The following is an 11,972-nucleotide window of genomic DNA, read 5'->3' as shown; positions in this document are numbered from 1 at the left end:
TCTCCCTGGCGGTTGCCGCCGCCGGTTGGGTGGGTGTCAGTTCACCCGGAGATTACGCCGCCCTCGAATTTCCACCACCTCCGCGACACGACCGCGAGATCGTCGCCGACATCTTCGAGAACGTCGGCGGTGGTCTCGTCCTCGACCTCCGAGGCGGCCACGCTCGGTGCGGCGGAAATGATGGAGATCAGGGCCGCCGACCCGAAGCGTTCGCCGAACCGCGTGTCGACTAAGCCGGTGACGCCGGACCGACCGAGCTCGTCGCCGCCGAACGAGCTGATCCGGACGGTCTGATCCGCCGGCAGGACGATCCGGTCCCAGGCGATGGTGACGCGGCGCTGCGCGACCTCGACGCCGGAGCGGTATCGCCCGATCAGGCGGGATCCGCGTGGGATCAGCAGCCTCGTCCCATCATAGCTGTAGACGTCCTCGGAGACGATGGCACGGGTCTGGCCGGGCAGGGAACTGTCCAGCGCGGTCTCCATGATCGCCTGGATCATCGTGCCCTGAACGACGGTGTTCGAGGGGTTTGCGATGACCTCGGCCTGGGTGACCGCACTTGGCAATGCACCGTTCAGCACGAAATCCGTGACCTCCCCGAAGGCGCGGTCCGTGAGTTCGGTCTCGCCGGCATTGGCGCCCCCCGTACCGCCGAAGGCGATGAGTGGCGAGGCGATCCTGCGCTCCTGAAAGGCTCTTTCCTCTTCCGCCCGTCGCTGGAGCTCCGCCAGTCGCCGGGCTTCTTCCTCCTGGGCGCGTAGTTCGTCTTCCGATGGACCGAGCGGGGCCGGTGCCGGGGCGTTGGCGTCCAGCTGCGCCAGTTCCAGATCCATGCGCAGCTGTCGAAGTTCGCGGTCGCGGGCGGCCAACTCCTCCTGGAACCGCTGTTGCGCAGTCTCGGAGGCCGCCTGCAGTGCCGCGATCTGCGCGGCCAGACCGTCGATCGCTTCGGCGGCGGCCGTGTCTTCCTCGACAACGGAGTCCGGGGCGTTCCGCAACTCGTCGATCTGCGCCTGCAGGGCCTCCATCTGCGCCAGGAAGTCGGCGTTCGGTTCGGCCGGTTCGGGCTCAACGAGGACGATTTCAGGTTCCGGGGCCGGAGGAGGTACGAAGGGCTCAATCTCCCCGAAGCCGTCGCCCTCGGTCTGGAATTCGTCGGGAGTCGCCGTCGGCAGCGTGACTTCTTCTTCGTCCCCGGAAAACAGATAGAGGACCAAACCGCCAGCCAGGATGAGAGCCATCATCAGAAGCGCGAGGAGCGGGGAGCGGCGCTTCGCGGTCGCGCCCTGGCGCCGGTTGCCTTGCTCGAGAGCGGCCAAGCGTCGTTCGAGATCGGGGTTCGGATCGTCGCTCATGAGGTGCCTCCCTGAGGCGGGGCCGCCGAGACGCAGACGACCTCTTCGCCCAGCCGCAGCACCCACTGTCCGTTCACGCCGGAGACGCGGATGACACCGTCCTCGACGGCGCCTGTGTTCACCGTGCGCTCGCGACCCCCCGCGTAGCGGAAGATGGCCGGTATGGGAGCGTTCCTGGGGAAGGCGAAATAGGTGAAGGTCCCATCGTCCCAGACGCGCGTGGGTGTGAACTCGGTCCGCGCGCTGGCTCCGTAGTTGGTGTTCGGCGCGGCCTGCGCGATGGCATTTGCCGGGCGGCGGTTGTCGCCCGGGTATCGGAACTGCACGACGTAGAAGGTCGGGCTCGAGACCTCCTGAACGTTGAAATAGTAGCTTCGCCTGTTGGTGTAGACCGTCACGTTGGTGTGGACGCCACGGGCGAGGGGTTTGATGGCGAAGGCCCGGCCGCCGGGGACGCCATCGATCTCGAAGCCCACGGTGTCGCCGGCGATGATCGACCGGATGCTCTCGCCTTCGCCAAATTCCACCGTCGTGACATGGGTAAGCGAAACGTTGAGACGGAAGACCTGGCCGTCCTGATACGTGGCGATGCGAACGCGCTGATCGTTCGGTCCGCTGCGCGGGATCGACTCCGCTGGCGCTGCGCCAGGCGTTAGGCAAAAGCAGACGAGAACGAGGCAAACGAAGCGCAACATCAGTTCTCCAATCTGTCCGAACGGATAGAATATTCGACGACGGTAAAGCCGAAGGGGTTGGTCCAGACCTCGTCGATGGTGCGCCGCGTCTCGGGGCGGAACTCGAAGAGGAGGGTCGCGGTGAAGAGACCCGCCTGAACGCCGTTGATCGAGGTCAGGCGTTTCCGAAGGCGGACAGTGGCCCGGTTGTTGCCGATCCGGTTGATGCTGAGGATCTCGACCTCGAGCCGGGCGTTCGGCCCGTAGACGGTGGGCGGGTAGTCGGCGTTCGCGGAGTTCCAGATCTGGCGCAGCGAGGCTTGGGCCGCACCGTCCGAGCGGCGAAGGACGCTTCGGATCCGCACGTCATTGTCGAGCTGGTTATAGACCTCGCGGTCGGTCACATAGCGGAAGACCTCCGCCTCGATGATCGCCTGGTTCTCCGTGACAGTCGTGGCGCCGACCGAGGCTTCGGGCAGGGCAAAGCCTGTTTCGGGATCGTAGGGCACCACCACCGGAGGGGGATCTACATCGAGAATGGCAACGGCCGCGGCGCTGAGACAGCCCAGAACGCCGAAGATCAGGCCAAGGAGCCCGAGGCGCTGCCAGAGCCGTTCCCGTCGCAGCGCGCCGTAGACGAGTTCCTCCTCGATGATGGCCGTCTCTTCGTCCAAATCCGCACGTCCCTATTCCGGCCGGAGTTCAGGGAGCGTGAAGTCCATGAACCGTTGTTCCTCGGCGATGGTGGCCGCGTCGATGACGCCGCCGGTGCCGTCGCCCACGGTCTGCACCGCCTCGAGCTGCCACATGGCGACAAGCGCGATGGCCAGCTCCGCCGTCACGCGCGTGTTGAGATCGACGCTCTCCTTCAGCTCGTCCATGTCGTCGATGAGACCGACGAGCCTTTCGACGCGTTCGAGCGACTGACCCGCGTCGTCGTAGCTGTTCTGGGCCGCGGCCGAGACGAGTGCTCCCGTCGTGGCCTGCGTCGCCACGCGCTCCGCGCCCGGATTGCCGCTTCGGGCCATTTCCGAGAGCGTATCCTCGTCGAAGCCGAGATCGGCGAGCACCCGGTCCATCTGGGTCTCGATCTCGCTGGCGCCGGAGCCTGTGAGCCCGGAGAAATCCCCCCTCTTGATCGCGTCGATGGTCGCGAGGATGTCGCCAAATTCCTGGTCGAGAAGCCCGTTCAGTTCCTCTTCCATCCGGGTCTGGATGATCTCCGGCAGTTCGGCCAGGCGCGTCAGTGCTTCATAGGTCCGCTGCAACTCCGCGAGCTGGTCCGTGAGTGTGGTTAGTTGCTCGCGGAGTTGCACCAGTTGCTCGTTCTGCAGAATCTCGTCTTCGATCATCTGCCGGAGCTGCTCGATGTTCTGGGCAATGTTCTGGGTATCGACGACGGGCACGCCCTGGGCCCGTGCGGAGGTTCCGGACAGAATTGGAGCTACCAGCGCAAGCGCGCCGACAAGGGCGGCAGATCGCATCCATCGCGCGGAGACATATGTGCGGGGCATCAGTGCAAATCCTCCATCGTGAAGTCCATGAACTCGTTCTCGGCCATGCGGGCGGCGGCCTGGGCGAGCTGGGCGGCGGTCAGGGGTCGAGTGCGGGCTGCCTGCAGGCGGATGCGTGCGGCCATGAGGCGGACAAGCTCGGCGCGGGCATAGGTATTGAGCGCGATGCTCTCCTGGATGTCCTCGGTCTCACCGATCCGGTGGACGATATCCTGGATGCGCAGGGCCGCCTGGCGGATCGCGGCCGGGGAAGAACTGCCGTAGAAGGCGGCCCCGAACCCCGCGAACGACAGGTTGGAATTGGCCAGAAGCGCCGGATCGATCGTGCCGAGCGCGTCGATCCCGCCGATCCGCGCGAGGTAGAGATTGTAGCGTTCGGGGATGGCCTGGACGTAGATCTGCGTCTCAGTGAAGGGTGGCACGCCGCCATATTCGAAGACGCGGCCCGGGCCGGCGTTGTAGGCGGCGAGCGCGTTGATGATATTGCCGTCAAATGTGTCGAGCTGGGCCGCGAGATAGCGTGCGCCGCCTTCGACCTGGAGATAGGGGCTGTCGTAATATTCCGGGTTGATGCCGAGATCGCTGGCCGTGTCCGGCATGATCTGGGTGAGCCCGAAAGCGCCCACGGTAGAGCGCGCGCCGATGGAGAAGCGACTCTCCTGCCAGATCAGCGCCTGAAGGAGGGCACGCCATTGCACGACGGAGAGACCCGCACGCCCGACCCCGGGTCGCCCATGGGTTTCCTGGGCGACCCGGATGATCAGTTGCTCGATATTCTCTGCCGCATCCCCGAACATCCCCGCGCCACCCGGGTTGGGATCGACATCGCCCGATCCGTAAACGGCCGCCGCGGACCGGTTCGGATCGCCGCTGCCGGCTTCGAGCGCGGAGACCATGTCGGTCAGGCCCTGACCGCCGAAGCTCGTCTGCGCATCGAGGATGCTTTGGAGCGTGGCGAGTTGCTCGCGTTCGATCTCAGCCAGCAACTCGCGAACCGACAGTTTGTCACGCTGGACGGCAAGGTCATCCTCGCGGTCGTCTGTCTCGATGATGTCGCGGGTCGTCAGGCCGCTGTCATTGACCGGCACCCCCTGGGCGGCAACGGGCCCCGCCGCCATACCGAGGCAAAGGAGGAAACCGAGCCTACTCATGGACCTCATCCACGAAGTCAGGCGCACCACCGAGGGGTTCATAGGTGCAATCCTGTGAGGGCGGGCCGCGCGACACGAAATTGAAGCAATTGGCTCGCGGTTCGCGGTATTGCTCGCAGCCCGCCACGGACCCGGCAACGAGCAATAGGATGAACAAACGGGTCATGTCAGCCTCCAGAAATCCGGCCGGTCGCGGTAATCGGTACCGACGAGCGCCTCGCCCTTCTCCATCCCGCCAAGGATGGTGAGATAGGGTCCGAGAGCGGAGAGATCGGCGTCGACCACGACGGAGCCGGTATCGTCGCGGATGAGCGCCAGGCGGCTGTCGCTGCCGGTGTTGAGGAGGACGTCGAGCTCTTTCTCGGAGAGGTTCAGCATCGCGTAGTCGGAGGCGTGGGCCCGGATGTTCGGGAGCAGGATCTGCGTCGGCACCGCTTCGACGATGGTCTTGCCGGTCCGGGTGCGCTCGAGCTGGCTCGCGTATTGCGTCATCATCACCGCGACGGTGTTCTGCTTCCGGGCGGTCACCAGCCAGTTCGAGAGCCGTTCCGCGAAATACGCGTTGTCGAGCGCCTTCCAGGCCTCGTCGATCACGATGATCGTCTGGCGGCGATCCTCGATCTCCCGCTCGATCCGGCGGAAAAGATAGGACAGCACCGCCATGCGCTCCTTCTCGCTCTCGCTGTCGAGGATCCCGGTCAGGTCGAAGCCCACGACATCGCCCTCGAGCGAGAAGGTGTCCTCGAGGCTCTGCCCGAAGATCCAGCCGTAGCGGCCGTCCCCGGTCCATTCGAGCAGCCGCTGGTGCAGATCGCCATCGTCGTCGGTCGACACGAACAGCGAGGCGAAGTCGGTCCAGTTCCGAAGCTCCGGGCTGGCCGCACTCGCGTTCTGCCGTACCACCTCCTGGATACGGTTGGTCTGGGCCGGGGTGAGGGGTTTGTCGGGACGGTGGAGGAGCGAGCCCAGCCAGTCCGAGAGCCAGGCCGTGCCCCGGTTGTCGGTCTCGGTCCAGAGCGGGTTCAGGCCTGTCGCCTGTCCGGCCTTGATCGAGGCATAGCGTCCGCCATTGGCGCGCACCGCCATCTCCATCCCGAGCCGGTAATCGAACACGAAGATGCGCGCGCCCACGCGTCGCGCCTGGGTCATCAGGAAGGCCGAGAGCACCGACTTGCCGGATCCGGGGCGGCCGAGGATCAGGGTGTGCCCGCTCGTGGGCTCCTTCTCGGGCGATCCCTGCTCGTGGTAGGAGAACCGATAGGCGCTCTGCTCCGGGGTCGGGAAGAGCGTGATCTCCTGGCCCCAGGGCAGCCGATGTTTCTCCTTGCCGAGCTGGGTGCGGTGGAGCGCCGCGAAATCCGCGAAGTTGCGGTTGGTCACCGCGCTTGCGCGGACCCGCTTCGGCTGATTGCCAGGGTGCTGGCTGAAATAGTGGGTCTTCGCGGCGATCCGCTCGCCGATCATCTTCACGCCTTCGGCCGCGGCAGCGTTGACGATCTCCGCCCCGAGCGTCTCCAACTCATCGAGACTGTCGCAGAAGACGGTGACGACCATGTGGTGTTCGCCGAAACTTTGTCGTTTCGCCTCGAGATCGTCATGGGCGATATCGAGGGCTTCGAGGAGCGAGAGAGCAGCGTCCCGGGAGGCCTGCATCTGGCGTTTCTGGCGCTTGATCCGGCCCGCCATCAGGTTCGAATTGATCGGCGTGAAGGAATGGGTGACGAGCATATCGACCGGTAGGTTCAACATATCGAACATGGTGCAGGTGGTGGCCTCGGAATATTCCCCGATGGTGAAGCACTTGCCGAACCGGCGACCGGCGACGCCGTCCGACAGCTCGAAATGATCTTCGAGAAACGTCACCCGGGTGTTGGCGACGTTATAGGCGAGAAACCCGAAGCGGTTCGCCGGATAGAGCGGCAGTTCGCGGCCGGTGTTGAGCGCGCCGAGGAAGCCCACGAGTTCGCCGGAGGCCGCCGAAAGCAGGCGCGGCTTGAGCTCGGCGAGGCCCGACAGGAAGACGCCGACGGCCTCCTTCAGCCGCCGAAGCCGTTTCCGGGTCTGCTCCTGCAGGCGGTCCGGCGCGCTCCGGTTCAGGAACTCCGCGAAACTCCTGGGGGGTGGGCGATGGATGACGGTCAGGGTGAGTGTCTTGTCGCGCAGCCCGGCCGACCCCAGTTTTTCCCGCCACTCTTTATCCACGGCCGCGGCGAAGCCGTCGCCCCGGACCGGCAGCAGATCCGGCGTGATCGCCTTCGAGACCTTGTGCACGTAGTAGCTGTATTCGGGTCCGAGCTGCGCGATGATCCGGGCGAAGAGGGCCGTGACCTTGTCGAGGTGGGCGTCGTCCGTGGTATAGCTGTTGACGCCGCCGAGCCGGACGCATTGGAAGAGCTCGTTGACCCTCGTCCTGACCGTGTGATCATCGACCAGACTGACATAGGGCAGCATATGGGCGAAGTGCTTTTCGCGGGCATACCAGTCCGGCATGAGGGTGCGGGGATCGATGGCCTCGTCCAGGGCTTCATTATGGCGCATAGCTGTCGCCCCCGTGGATGCTCCGGTTTCGCGTCGGCGGGGTTTCCTGCAGCGCCGTCATCATCACGTCGATGAAGCGCGGGTCCCAATCCGCCGCCTTCCAGAGGATCGGGTAGAGGATCGCCGCCACGCCGAGCACCGCGAGGTGCTGCATCCAAACGAAGAGCAGCACCGAACCGAAGAGCCAGACCATGGCATACATGATCGGCAGGCCGAGGAGCTTCGGCGGGCGAACGAGGCCTAAGAATAGCGGCGATCTCTCTGCCAATGTGGTCTCCCTTCACGACCCACCGAAGACGGCGGCAACGATCGTCGGCGCGGCGGCCACCCCGGCGATGCCGACGAGCACCCAGAGCGCCTGGCGCAGGTCGATGATGTTGAAGAACCAGCTCAGGAAGACGCCGAGCACGGCGAGCGTGGCAATCACGACCCCGAGCGGACCGGTCAGAGCGTCCACGATCCCCTGCAGCAGGCTCTGGATCGGCGAGAGGTCGATGCTTTGCGCGAGAGCCGGTTCGGCCAAAAGGACGAACATGGAGATCAGCGCGATCAGGAGATGTGGTGTTAGCTTCATTGGGTCGCTCCTTCCAGCCGGTTGACGACGGCCAGCACCCGCTGGACGTGGGTTCTGGTTTCGGCAAATGGGGGGATGCCGGAATGCGCGCGAACCGCATCGGGCCCGGCGTTGTAGGCGGCCAGCGCGAGGCGAACGTCGCCGAACTCGGCCAGCATCATCGCGAGATATCGGGCAGAGCCGTCGAGATTTTGGCGCCAGTCGGCAGGGTCTACTCCCAGGATCCGGGCGGTGTCCGGCATGAGTTGCCCCAGTCCGATCGCCCCTTTGTGTGAGGTAGCTCTTGGATCGTAGCCGCTCTCGACCTCGATATTGGCCCGATAGAGTCTCAGCCAGTCGGTGACCGTGATATCGGCGGCACGAAGTCCGCGGTGGCTCGCGTAGCGGAGCCCCGTCTCTTCGATCGCTGCGAGGATATCGGGATGCGGTGCCCGGACGGTTGGTGCGATTGCGGCAACACGCAGCACATCGGTGTCTTCGGATTCCTCGCCGAAGATCTGAAGCTCGGCTGCCGCAGAGCCCTGACCGATGCCGTCATTGTAGTTGCGCGCGAATCGCTCCTGCGCACGGCTCGGCTTCAGCGAGCCGTCACTTTCCATCACCAGCACCATTTGGGCCGATGCGGGGAATGTCAGGAAGAACAGGAGAAGGGCACTAAGGCCGGCGCGCAGCGATCTCCTCGCTGGAGAGCTTGTGCACCGTCCGCTTGCCTTCCTCGAGCGGAATGTCCGCGTGGGAGAACCCGAGCCCCTGGAGCAAAGAGATGATTCCTGTGACGGTCTTGATCTCTCGGATCTTGATGTCGTTGCGCGAGGTTCGTGTCCGTGCCGTGACCAGGAGCTTTTCCACACCGTCGTCGCTGACGGCGCGCAGAATCCAGACGCCGTGCCAGTTGGGACCCTTCTTGAAGGCGTCCTCCTTGCAGACAACTTCGACGCGATAGCCGCTGGCGACCAGATCGCGGAATCTGGGTTCGGTGACCACATTCGGTGCTTCTTTTTCTAGGTCCATCACCCGGATCACGTTCTCCCATAAGGTGAATGACCGGGCCAAGGATGTTGAAGCCCAGACATACAATGATATAGCTTTGACGCACAAGGTATATTATTGGTGCGACAGGCGGATTCTCGCTCGCGCAATGGATAGACCGACCGCATGCTATTGATCAAGAAATATGGGGGTTTGGGTAACCTCCGGTTGTGGCGATCCTGCGCATCGCAGGCTATACTTATGCTCCTCCTATCCACCGGAAACGCCTCGTCCGAAACCTGTCTGGCCCCGATTCGTCCCTATGTGCCGGCCGACGCCCGGGCCGCGCGGGACTATGCCGATCTCATCCGGCGCGACTTCGAGCTCTACATCCGCGACATCCAGAGCTACTTCCGCTGCCTCGAGGCCGAGCGGGCGCGGGCTTTCGAGGAAGCGCGAGAGGTGAGCGAGGAATATGGGCGCTTTCTGATGGTCATCGATCGTTAATGCCTGACATCGCACAAGGGGCGGCCATACGTCGCCGGGGATGACGAAGCCATACGAAAGACCATGTTTGACCACAGAATCCATAATATGCCCGCAATATCCATTTTTTAGATAATCTACAAACTGGATTAGCCCGTTCACAAGAGGTTTGTGACGCGTGGCTAAGACGATCAGGAGTTCGGGACATGAGGCGCTGCGCGGCGCGCTGATCGCGGCGAGAAAGAATGCTGCGCTGACACAGGAGGAACTCGCCGGGAGGCTCAGATGTCATCAGTCCTTCGTCGCGCGGGTCGAGAGCGGGGAGCGCAGGATCGACGTCATCGAGCTAATCGTGCTGGCGCGAGCCCTGGAGGTGGATGCCAGCCAATTGTTTTCGGTTGCCGAGGGCGCGACGGAACCGGAACATCGAATCTGAAGGGTGAATATGGCGTCAGTCGACGGGACGCTGGCGCAGGGTTCGCGGCTCAAGTGTCCTTACGTTGCCATCATGGAAGACGAGGGTCATGCCGGGCCGGCGCTTTTCATCTTTTTACGCGACGTGTAGGCAATATGCGTCGCTCAATAGTTTACCTGTTCATAGCCGTAGTTGCCCTCGTAGTCGCGCCAATCGACGAACACCGACCGATGAAAAATGCCCGGGCAATGGTCGCCCCACCGTTCAAGGCCCACATGGGCGTCCGGCAGGGCCGCCAGCGACGTCGGGGTCCAGGCGAAATCGCCCTGAACCCCGTAGGTTCCGAGACGCACCGAGGCCGTTCGATTGCAATCCCCATCCCGGCCGGATTCATGCTGTCGGGCGTATCGAACGTCATAGACCCGGATCGAACGTACGAAATTGAATTCGGGGCCGCTGATATCGATGTCTGCACGGCCCTGTGCCAGGCGCAGCGCGAACCCGTTCGACAGTCTAGCTTCTCGATCCGGGATCAGAGAAAGCACCGCTGGAGTTGCGTCAGTCTCGGTTCGAGGCCGGCTTACAGGACGGCTTTGGGGCGGGGGGGCGGCGTCAAACAGGATGTCGTAGAGGCGACCGCGGTAGTCCCCGTCGTCAATGGGATCGTACGAAGCGCCCATCGGGCAACGCCAGATCTGTAGCGGCGGTTCAACGGGCCAGGGTGTGATCCGCCGGATGAACTCTGCGCGCGCCCGCGTACAGGGCACGGATGCCGGCCATCCGCCGGACAGACACAGCAGGATCGCGCAATCGATCGGGTAGGATTGTGCTGAGGCGTGGTTCGCTTCGCCCAGGATCGGGAGGGCGCCGATGGCGGATGCGACAATGAAGCGTGAGGTCGAACGAAGCATGGGCGGGATCCATCAGCATGGAGGTTTCGCGCATTATCCATCAATAGTATATTAATGTCACGTTAAATATATCAATGGCTGATCGGGCCTGGCGTCCGACACCCATTCAAGCTACTTCGAAGCTCCACCTGCAATGAGCCTATCAAGGAGCGCCGTGATCTCGTCAGTGGTCACGGATTTGGCCCTTTCTAGAACTTCCGTGTCCAGCGGCGGTTCTATGCGCTCCGGCGCCAGATCGCGTCGCAGCCAAAGGATGCCAAGCTCAAGCGTGTTCCAGAGATAGATCCAGCCGACCGTCAGGTTCGCCGCGCCACCAACCAACCGGGCAATTGCCGTGCCTTCGTCCCTTCTGGTGTTCATCGCGACCTGCCTTTCTGCCCGCGCTTGCGCTGGTGACCCGATGTTTTCGGGTCAATGTCGCGCTCGGTGTTTGGCTGGGCTCCCAATGCCTCATTGAAAAGAGTGGCGGCACCGGAGGATCCGGCGCCGCCAGTTGGTCGCCCACAGGGAGGTAAAAGGGCGAATGATATTGTGGTTACAGATCCTTAGTAAGAGTCGTATAATTTGGATTATGGTAAATATTGTCTTACTGGCCTTTCTTGTTTTGAATTCGGTAATGGTGTTCATTGGGCAAGTTAGAATATCCTGACCTGGGTGCCGACCTCCGCGAGATCGAACAACTCCGCAATATGTTCGTTGTACAAGCCGATGCAGCCGTTGGAAGACTGCCGTCCGATCTTGCGGGTGTCACCGGTTCCATGGACGCGGTAATACTGCCATGACAGATAAAGCGCATGTGTGCCCAGAGGGTTATCCGGCCCGGGCGGCCAGTAATCAGGCCATTCAGGGTTGCGCTCTTTCATCGATGGTGTCGGTCTCCAACTTGGTCCTTCCACCTTGCGAACAACTTTCGTGTAACCTCGTCGCGTTAATTCTTCCGAAGCAGGTACGCTCGACGGGTAGAGTTTGTACACGCTCTCGTCTTCGGACCAGTATTGCACCGCCCTAGAGTCAATATCGCAGAGGATCGCCCCATGTGTGAGGTCCTCAAAATGGTCTTGCCATGGCTGGGTACGGAAGGCGGAAACATTTCGTCGGACAGCTGCTATCGCTGGCTCATTGAAAGATTGCGCGTTCACCAAAGAAGGAAGACTAATAGCAACAGCGTAGGCTGACGATAGAAACTGCCTACGATTCTGCATGATGCTGCTCTCACTTGCCTCAGGTTTTTTTCACTTTGCAACCTCCAGCAGCTAGAGGGTCAATCTTGCCGTGCATGACGTTTTTGTGAAGTGCCTAAGTGAAAACGGCGTGTAGCTCTCTGTAACACTTCTAGCCCCGCACTGTTCTGATCTTCTCGCTACGTCTCTACGGCGCATGGCGTC

At 62.9% G+C, this 11,972-nt stretch carries 15 protein-coding genes; 2 read left to right on the top strand and 13 right to left on the bottom strand.

Translation table 11 applies throughout. The features are described from left to right. Positions 1–41: 41 nt before the first annotated feature. The 10 genes from BMX96_RS18330 to BMX96_RS18285 form a co-directional block, all read right to left on the bottom strand. A complete protein-coding gene (locus BMX96_RS18330; protein ID WP_091846803.1) occupies positions 42–1,355 on the bottom strand; it encodes a TraB/TrbI/VirB10 family type IV secretion system protein in 1,314 nt (437 codons plus the stop codon). Beyond that, positions 1,352–2,050 carry a TrbG/VirB9 family P-type conjugative transfer protein gene (locus BMX96_RS18325; protein ID WP_091846802.1) on the bottom strand — a complete coding sequence of 233 codons (699 nt, stop codon included), beginning with the start codon at positions 2,048–2,050 and terminating at the stop codon, positions 1,352–1,354. The genes BMX96_RS18330 and BMX96_RS18325 overlap by 4 nt, the downstream gene beginning before the upstream one ends. Beyond that, complete coding sequence (locus BMX96_RS18320; RefSeq protein WP_091846801.1) at positions 2,050–2,703, bottom strand: VirB8 family type IV secretion system protein; 654 nt, start codon at positions 2,701–2,703, stop codon at positions 2,050–2,052. The genes BMX96_RS18325 and BMX96_RS18320 overlap by 1 nt, the downstream gene beginning before the upstream one ends. Positions 2,704–2,715: 12 nt before the next feature. After that, a complete protein-coding gene (locus tag BMX96_RS18315; RefSeq protein WP_236737138.1) occupies positions 2,716–3,543 on the bottom strand; it encodes a type IV secretion system protein in 828 nt (275 codons plus the stop codon). Further along, positions 3,543–4,661, bottom strand: a complete 1,119-nt coding sequence (locus tag BMX96_RS18310; protein WP_236737140.1) for a lytic transglycosylase domain-containing protein — start codon at positions 4,659–4,661, stop codon at positions 3,543–3,545. The genes BMX96_RS18315 and BMX96_RS18310 overlap by 1 nt, the downstream gene beginning before the upstream one ends. A 195-nt stretch (positions 4,662–4,856) precedes the next feature. After that, positions 4,857–7,232, bottom strand: a complete 2,376-nt coding sequence (locus tag BMX96_RS18305) for a VirB4 family type IV secretion/conjugal transfer ATPase (RefSeq protein ID WP_091846800.1) — start codon at positions 7,230–7,232, stop codon at positions 4,857–4,859. Continuing rightward, positions 7,222–7,500 (bottom strand): VirB3 family type IV secretion system protein, encoded by a 279-nt coding sequence (locus BMX96_RS18300; protein ID WP_091846799.1) that lies wholly within the window; start codon positions 7,498–7,500, stop codon positions 7,222–7,224. The genes BMX96_RS18305 and BMX96_RS18300 overlap by 11 nt, the downstream gene beginning before the upstream one ends. Before the next feature lie 12 nt (positions 7,501–7,512). Further along, the gene (locus tag BMX96_RS18295) at positions 7,513–7,806 is read right to left on the bottom strand and encodes a TrbC/VirB2 family protein (RefSeq protein ID WP_091846798.1); all 294 of its coding nucleotides are present in this window, start codon (positions 7,804–7,806) and stop codon (positions 7,513–7,515) included. After that, positions 7,803–8,417: a lytic transglycosylase domain-containing protein gene (locus BMX96_RS18290; protein ID WP_091846797.1), complete on the bottom strand. Its 615-nt coding sequence runs from the start codon at positions 8,415–8,417 to the stop codon at positions 7,803–7,805. Before BMX96_RS18290 ends, BMX96_RS18295 begins: the two co-directional genes overlap by 4 nt. Before the next feature lie 43 nt (positions 8,418–8,460). Beyond that, complete coding sequence (locus tag BMX96_RS18285) at positions 8,461–8,817, bottom strand: hypothetical protein (RefSeq protein WP_091846796.1); 357 nt, start codon at positions 8,815–8,817, stop codon at positions 8,461–8,463. A gap of 219 nt (positions 8,818–9,036) precedes the next feature. On the opposite strand from BMX96_RS18285, the gene BMX96_RS18280 reads away from it, so the two are divergent. Both BMX96_RS18280 and BMX96_RS18275 read left to right on the top strand, forming a co-directional pair. Further along, positions 9,037–9,282 carry a hypothetical protein gene (locus BMX96_RS18280; protein WP_091846795.1) on the top strand — a complete coding sequence of 82 codons (246 nt, stop codon included), beginning with the start codon at positions 9,037–9,039 and terminating at the stop codon, positions 9,280–9,282. A gap of 157 nt (positions 9,283–9,439) precedes the next feature. Beyond that, positions 9,440–9,697: a helix-turn-helix domain-containing protein gene (locus BMX96_RS18275; RefSeq protein WP_091846794.1), complete on the top strand. Its 258-nt coding sequence runs from the start codon at positions 9,440–9,442 to the stop codon at positions 9,695–9,697. A 143-nt stretch (positions 9,698–9,840) separates the two neighbouring features. Here BMX96_RS18275 and BMX96_RS18270 read toward each other — a convergent pair whose 3' ends face one another. From BMX96_RS18270 to BMX96_RS18260, 3 genes are all read right to left on the bottom strand, one after another. Beyond that, on the bottom strand, positions 9,841–10,587 hold the full coding sequence (locus tag BMX96_RS18270) for a hypothetical protein (RefSeq protein ID WP_236737137.1): 747 nt from the start codon (positions 10,585–10,587) through the stop codon (positions 9,841–9,843). A gap of 111 nt (positions 10,588–10,698) precedes the next feature. Then, positions 10,699–10,947 (bottom strand): hypothetical protein, encoded by a 249-nt coding sequence (locus BMX96_RS18265; protein WP_091846793.1) that lies wholly within the window; start codon positions 10,945–10,947, stop codon positions 10,699–10,701. A gap of 275 nt (positions 10,948–11,222) precedes the next feature. Then, the gene (locus BMX96_RS18260) at positions 11,223–11,789 is read right to left on the bottom strand and encodes a L,D-transpeptidase (RefSeq protein WP_091846792.1); all 567 of its coding nucleotides are present in this window, start codon (positions 11,787–11,789) and stop codon (positions 11,223–11,225) included. Between the last annotated feature and the right edge of the window lie 183 nt (positions 11,790–11,972).

It is taken from the genome of Palleronia pelagia (genome assembly GCF_900110115.1).
GTDB lineage: Bacteria > Pseudomonadota > Alphaproteobacteria > Rhodobacterales > Rhodobacteraceae > Palleronia > Palleronia pelagia.
Note: the sequence above shows the minus strand (reverse complement) of the source record. Positions and strands in the feature narration are given on the sequence as shown.

Coding starts and splice junctions, on each gene's coding strand:
- BMX96_RS18330 (WP_091846803.1), bottom strand. CDS start 1,355: ATGAGCGACGATCCGAACCCCGATCTCGAACGACGCTTGGCCGCTCTC.
- BMX96_RS18325 (WP_091846802.1), bottom strand. CDS start 2,050: ATGTTGCGCTTCGTTTGCCTCGTTCTCGTCTGCTTTTGCCTAACGCCT.
- BMX96_RS18315 (WP_236737138.1), bottom strand. CDS start 3,543: ATGCCCCGCACATATGTCTCCGCGCGATGGATGCGATCTGCCGCCCTT.
- BMX96_RS18310 (WP_236737140.1), bottom strand. CDS start 4,661: ATGGCGGCGGGGCCCGTTGCCGCCCAGGGGGTGCCGGTCAATGACAGC.
- BMX96_RS18305 (WP_091846800.1), bottom strand. CDS start 7,232: ATGCGCCATAATGAAGCCCTGGACGAGGCCATCGATCCCCGCACCCTC.
- BMX96_RS18295 (WP_091846798.1), bottom strand. CDS start 7,806: ATGAAGCTAACACCACATCTCCTGATCGCGCTGATCTCCATGTTCGTC.
- BMX96_RS18290 (WP_091846797.1), bottom strand. CDS start 8,417: ATGGTGCTGGTGATGGAAAGTGACGGCTCGCTGAAGCCGAGCCGTGCG.
- BMX96_RS18285 (WP_091846796.1), bottom strand. CDS start 8,817: ATGGACCTAGAAAAAGAAGCACCGAATGTGGTCACCGAACCCAGATTC.
- BMX96_RS18280 (WP_091846795.1), top strand. CDS start 9,037: ATGCTCCTCCTATCCACCGGAAACGCCTCGTCCGAAACCTGTCTGGCC.
- BMX96_RS18270 (WP_236737137.1), bottom strand. CDS start 10,587: ATGCTTCGTTCGACCTCACGCTTCATTGTCGCATCCGCCATCGGCGCC.
- BMX96_RS18265 (WP_091846793.1), bottom strand. CDS start 10,947: ATGAACACCAGAAGGGACGAAGGCACGGCAATTGCCCGGTTGGTTGGT.
- BMX96_RS18260 (WP_091846792.1), bottom strand. CDS start 11,789: ATGCAGAATCGTAGGCAGTTTCTATCGTCAGCCTACGCTGTTGCTATT.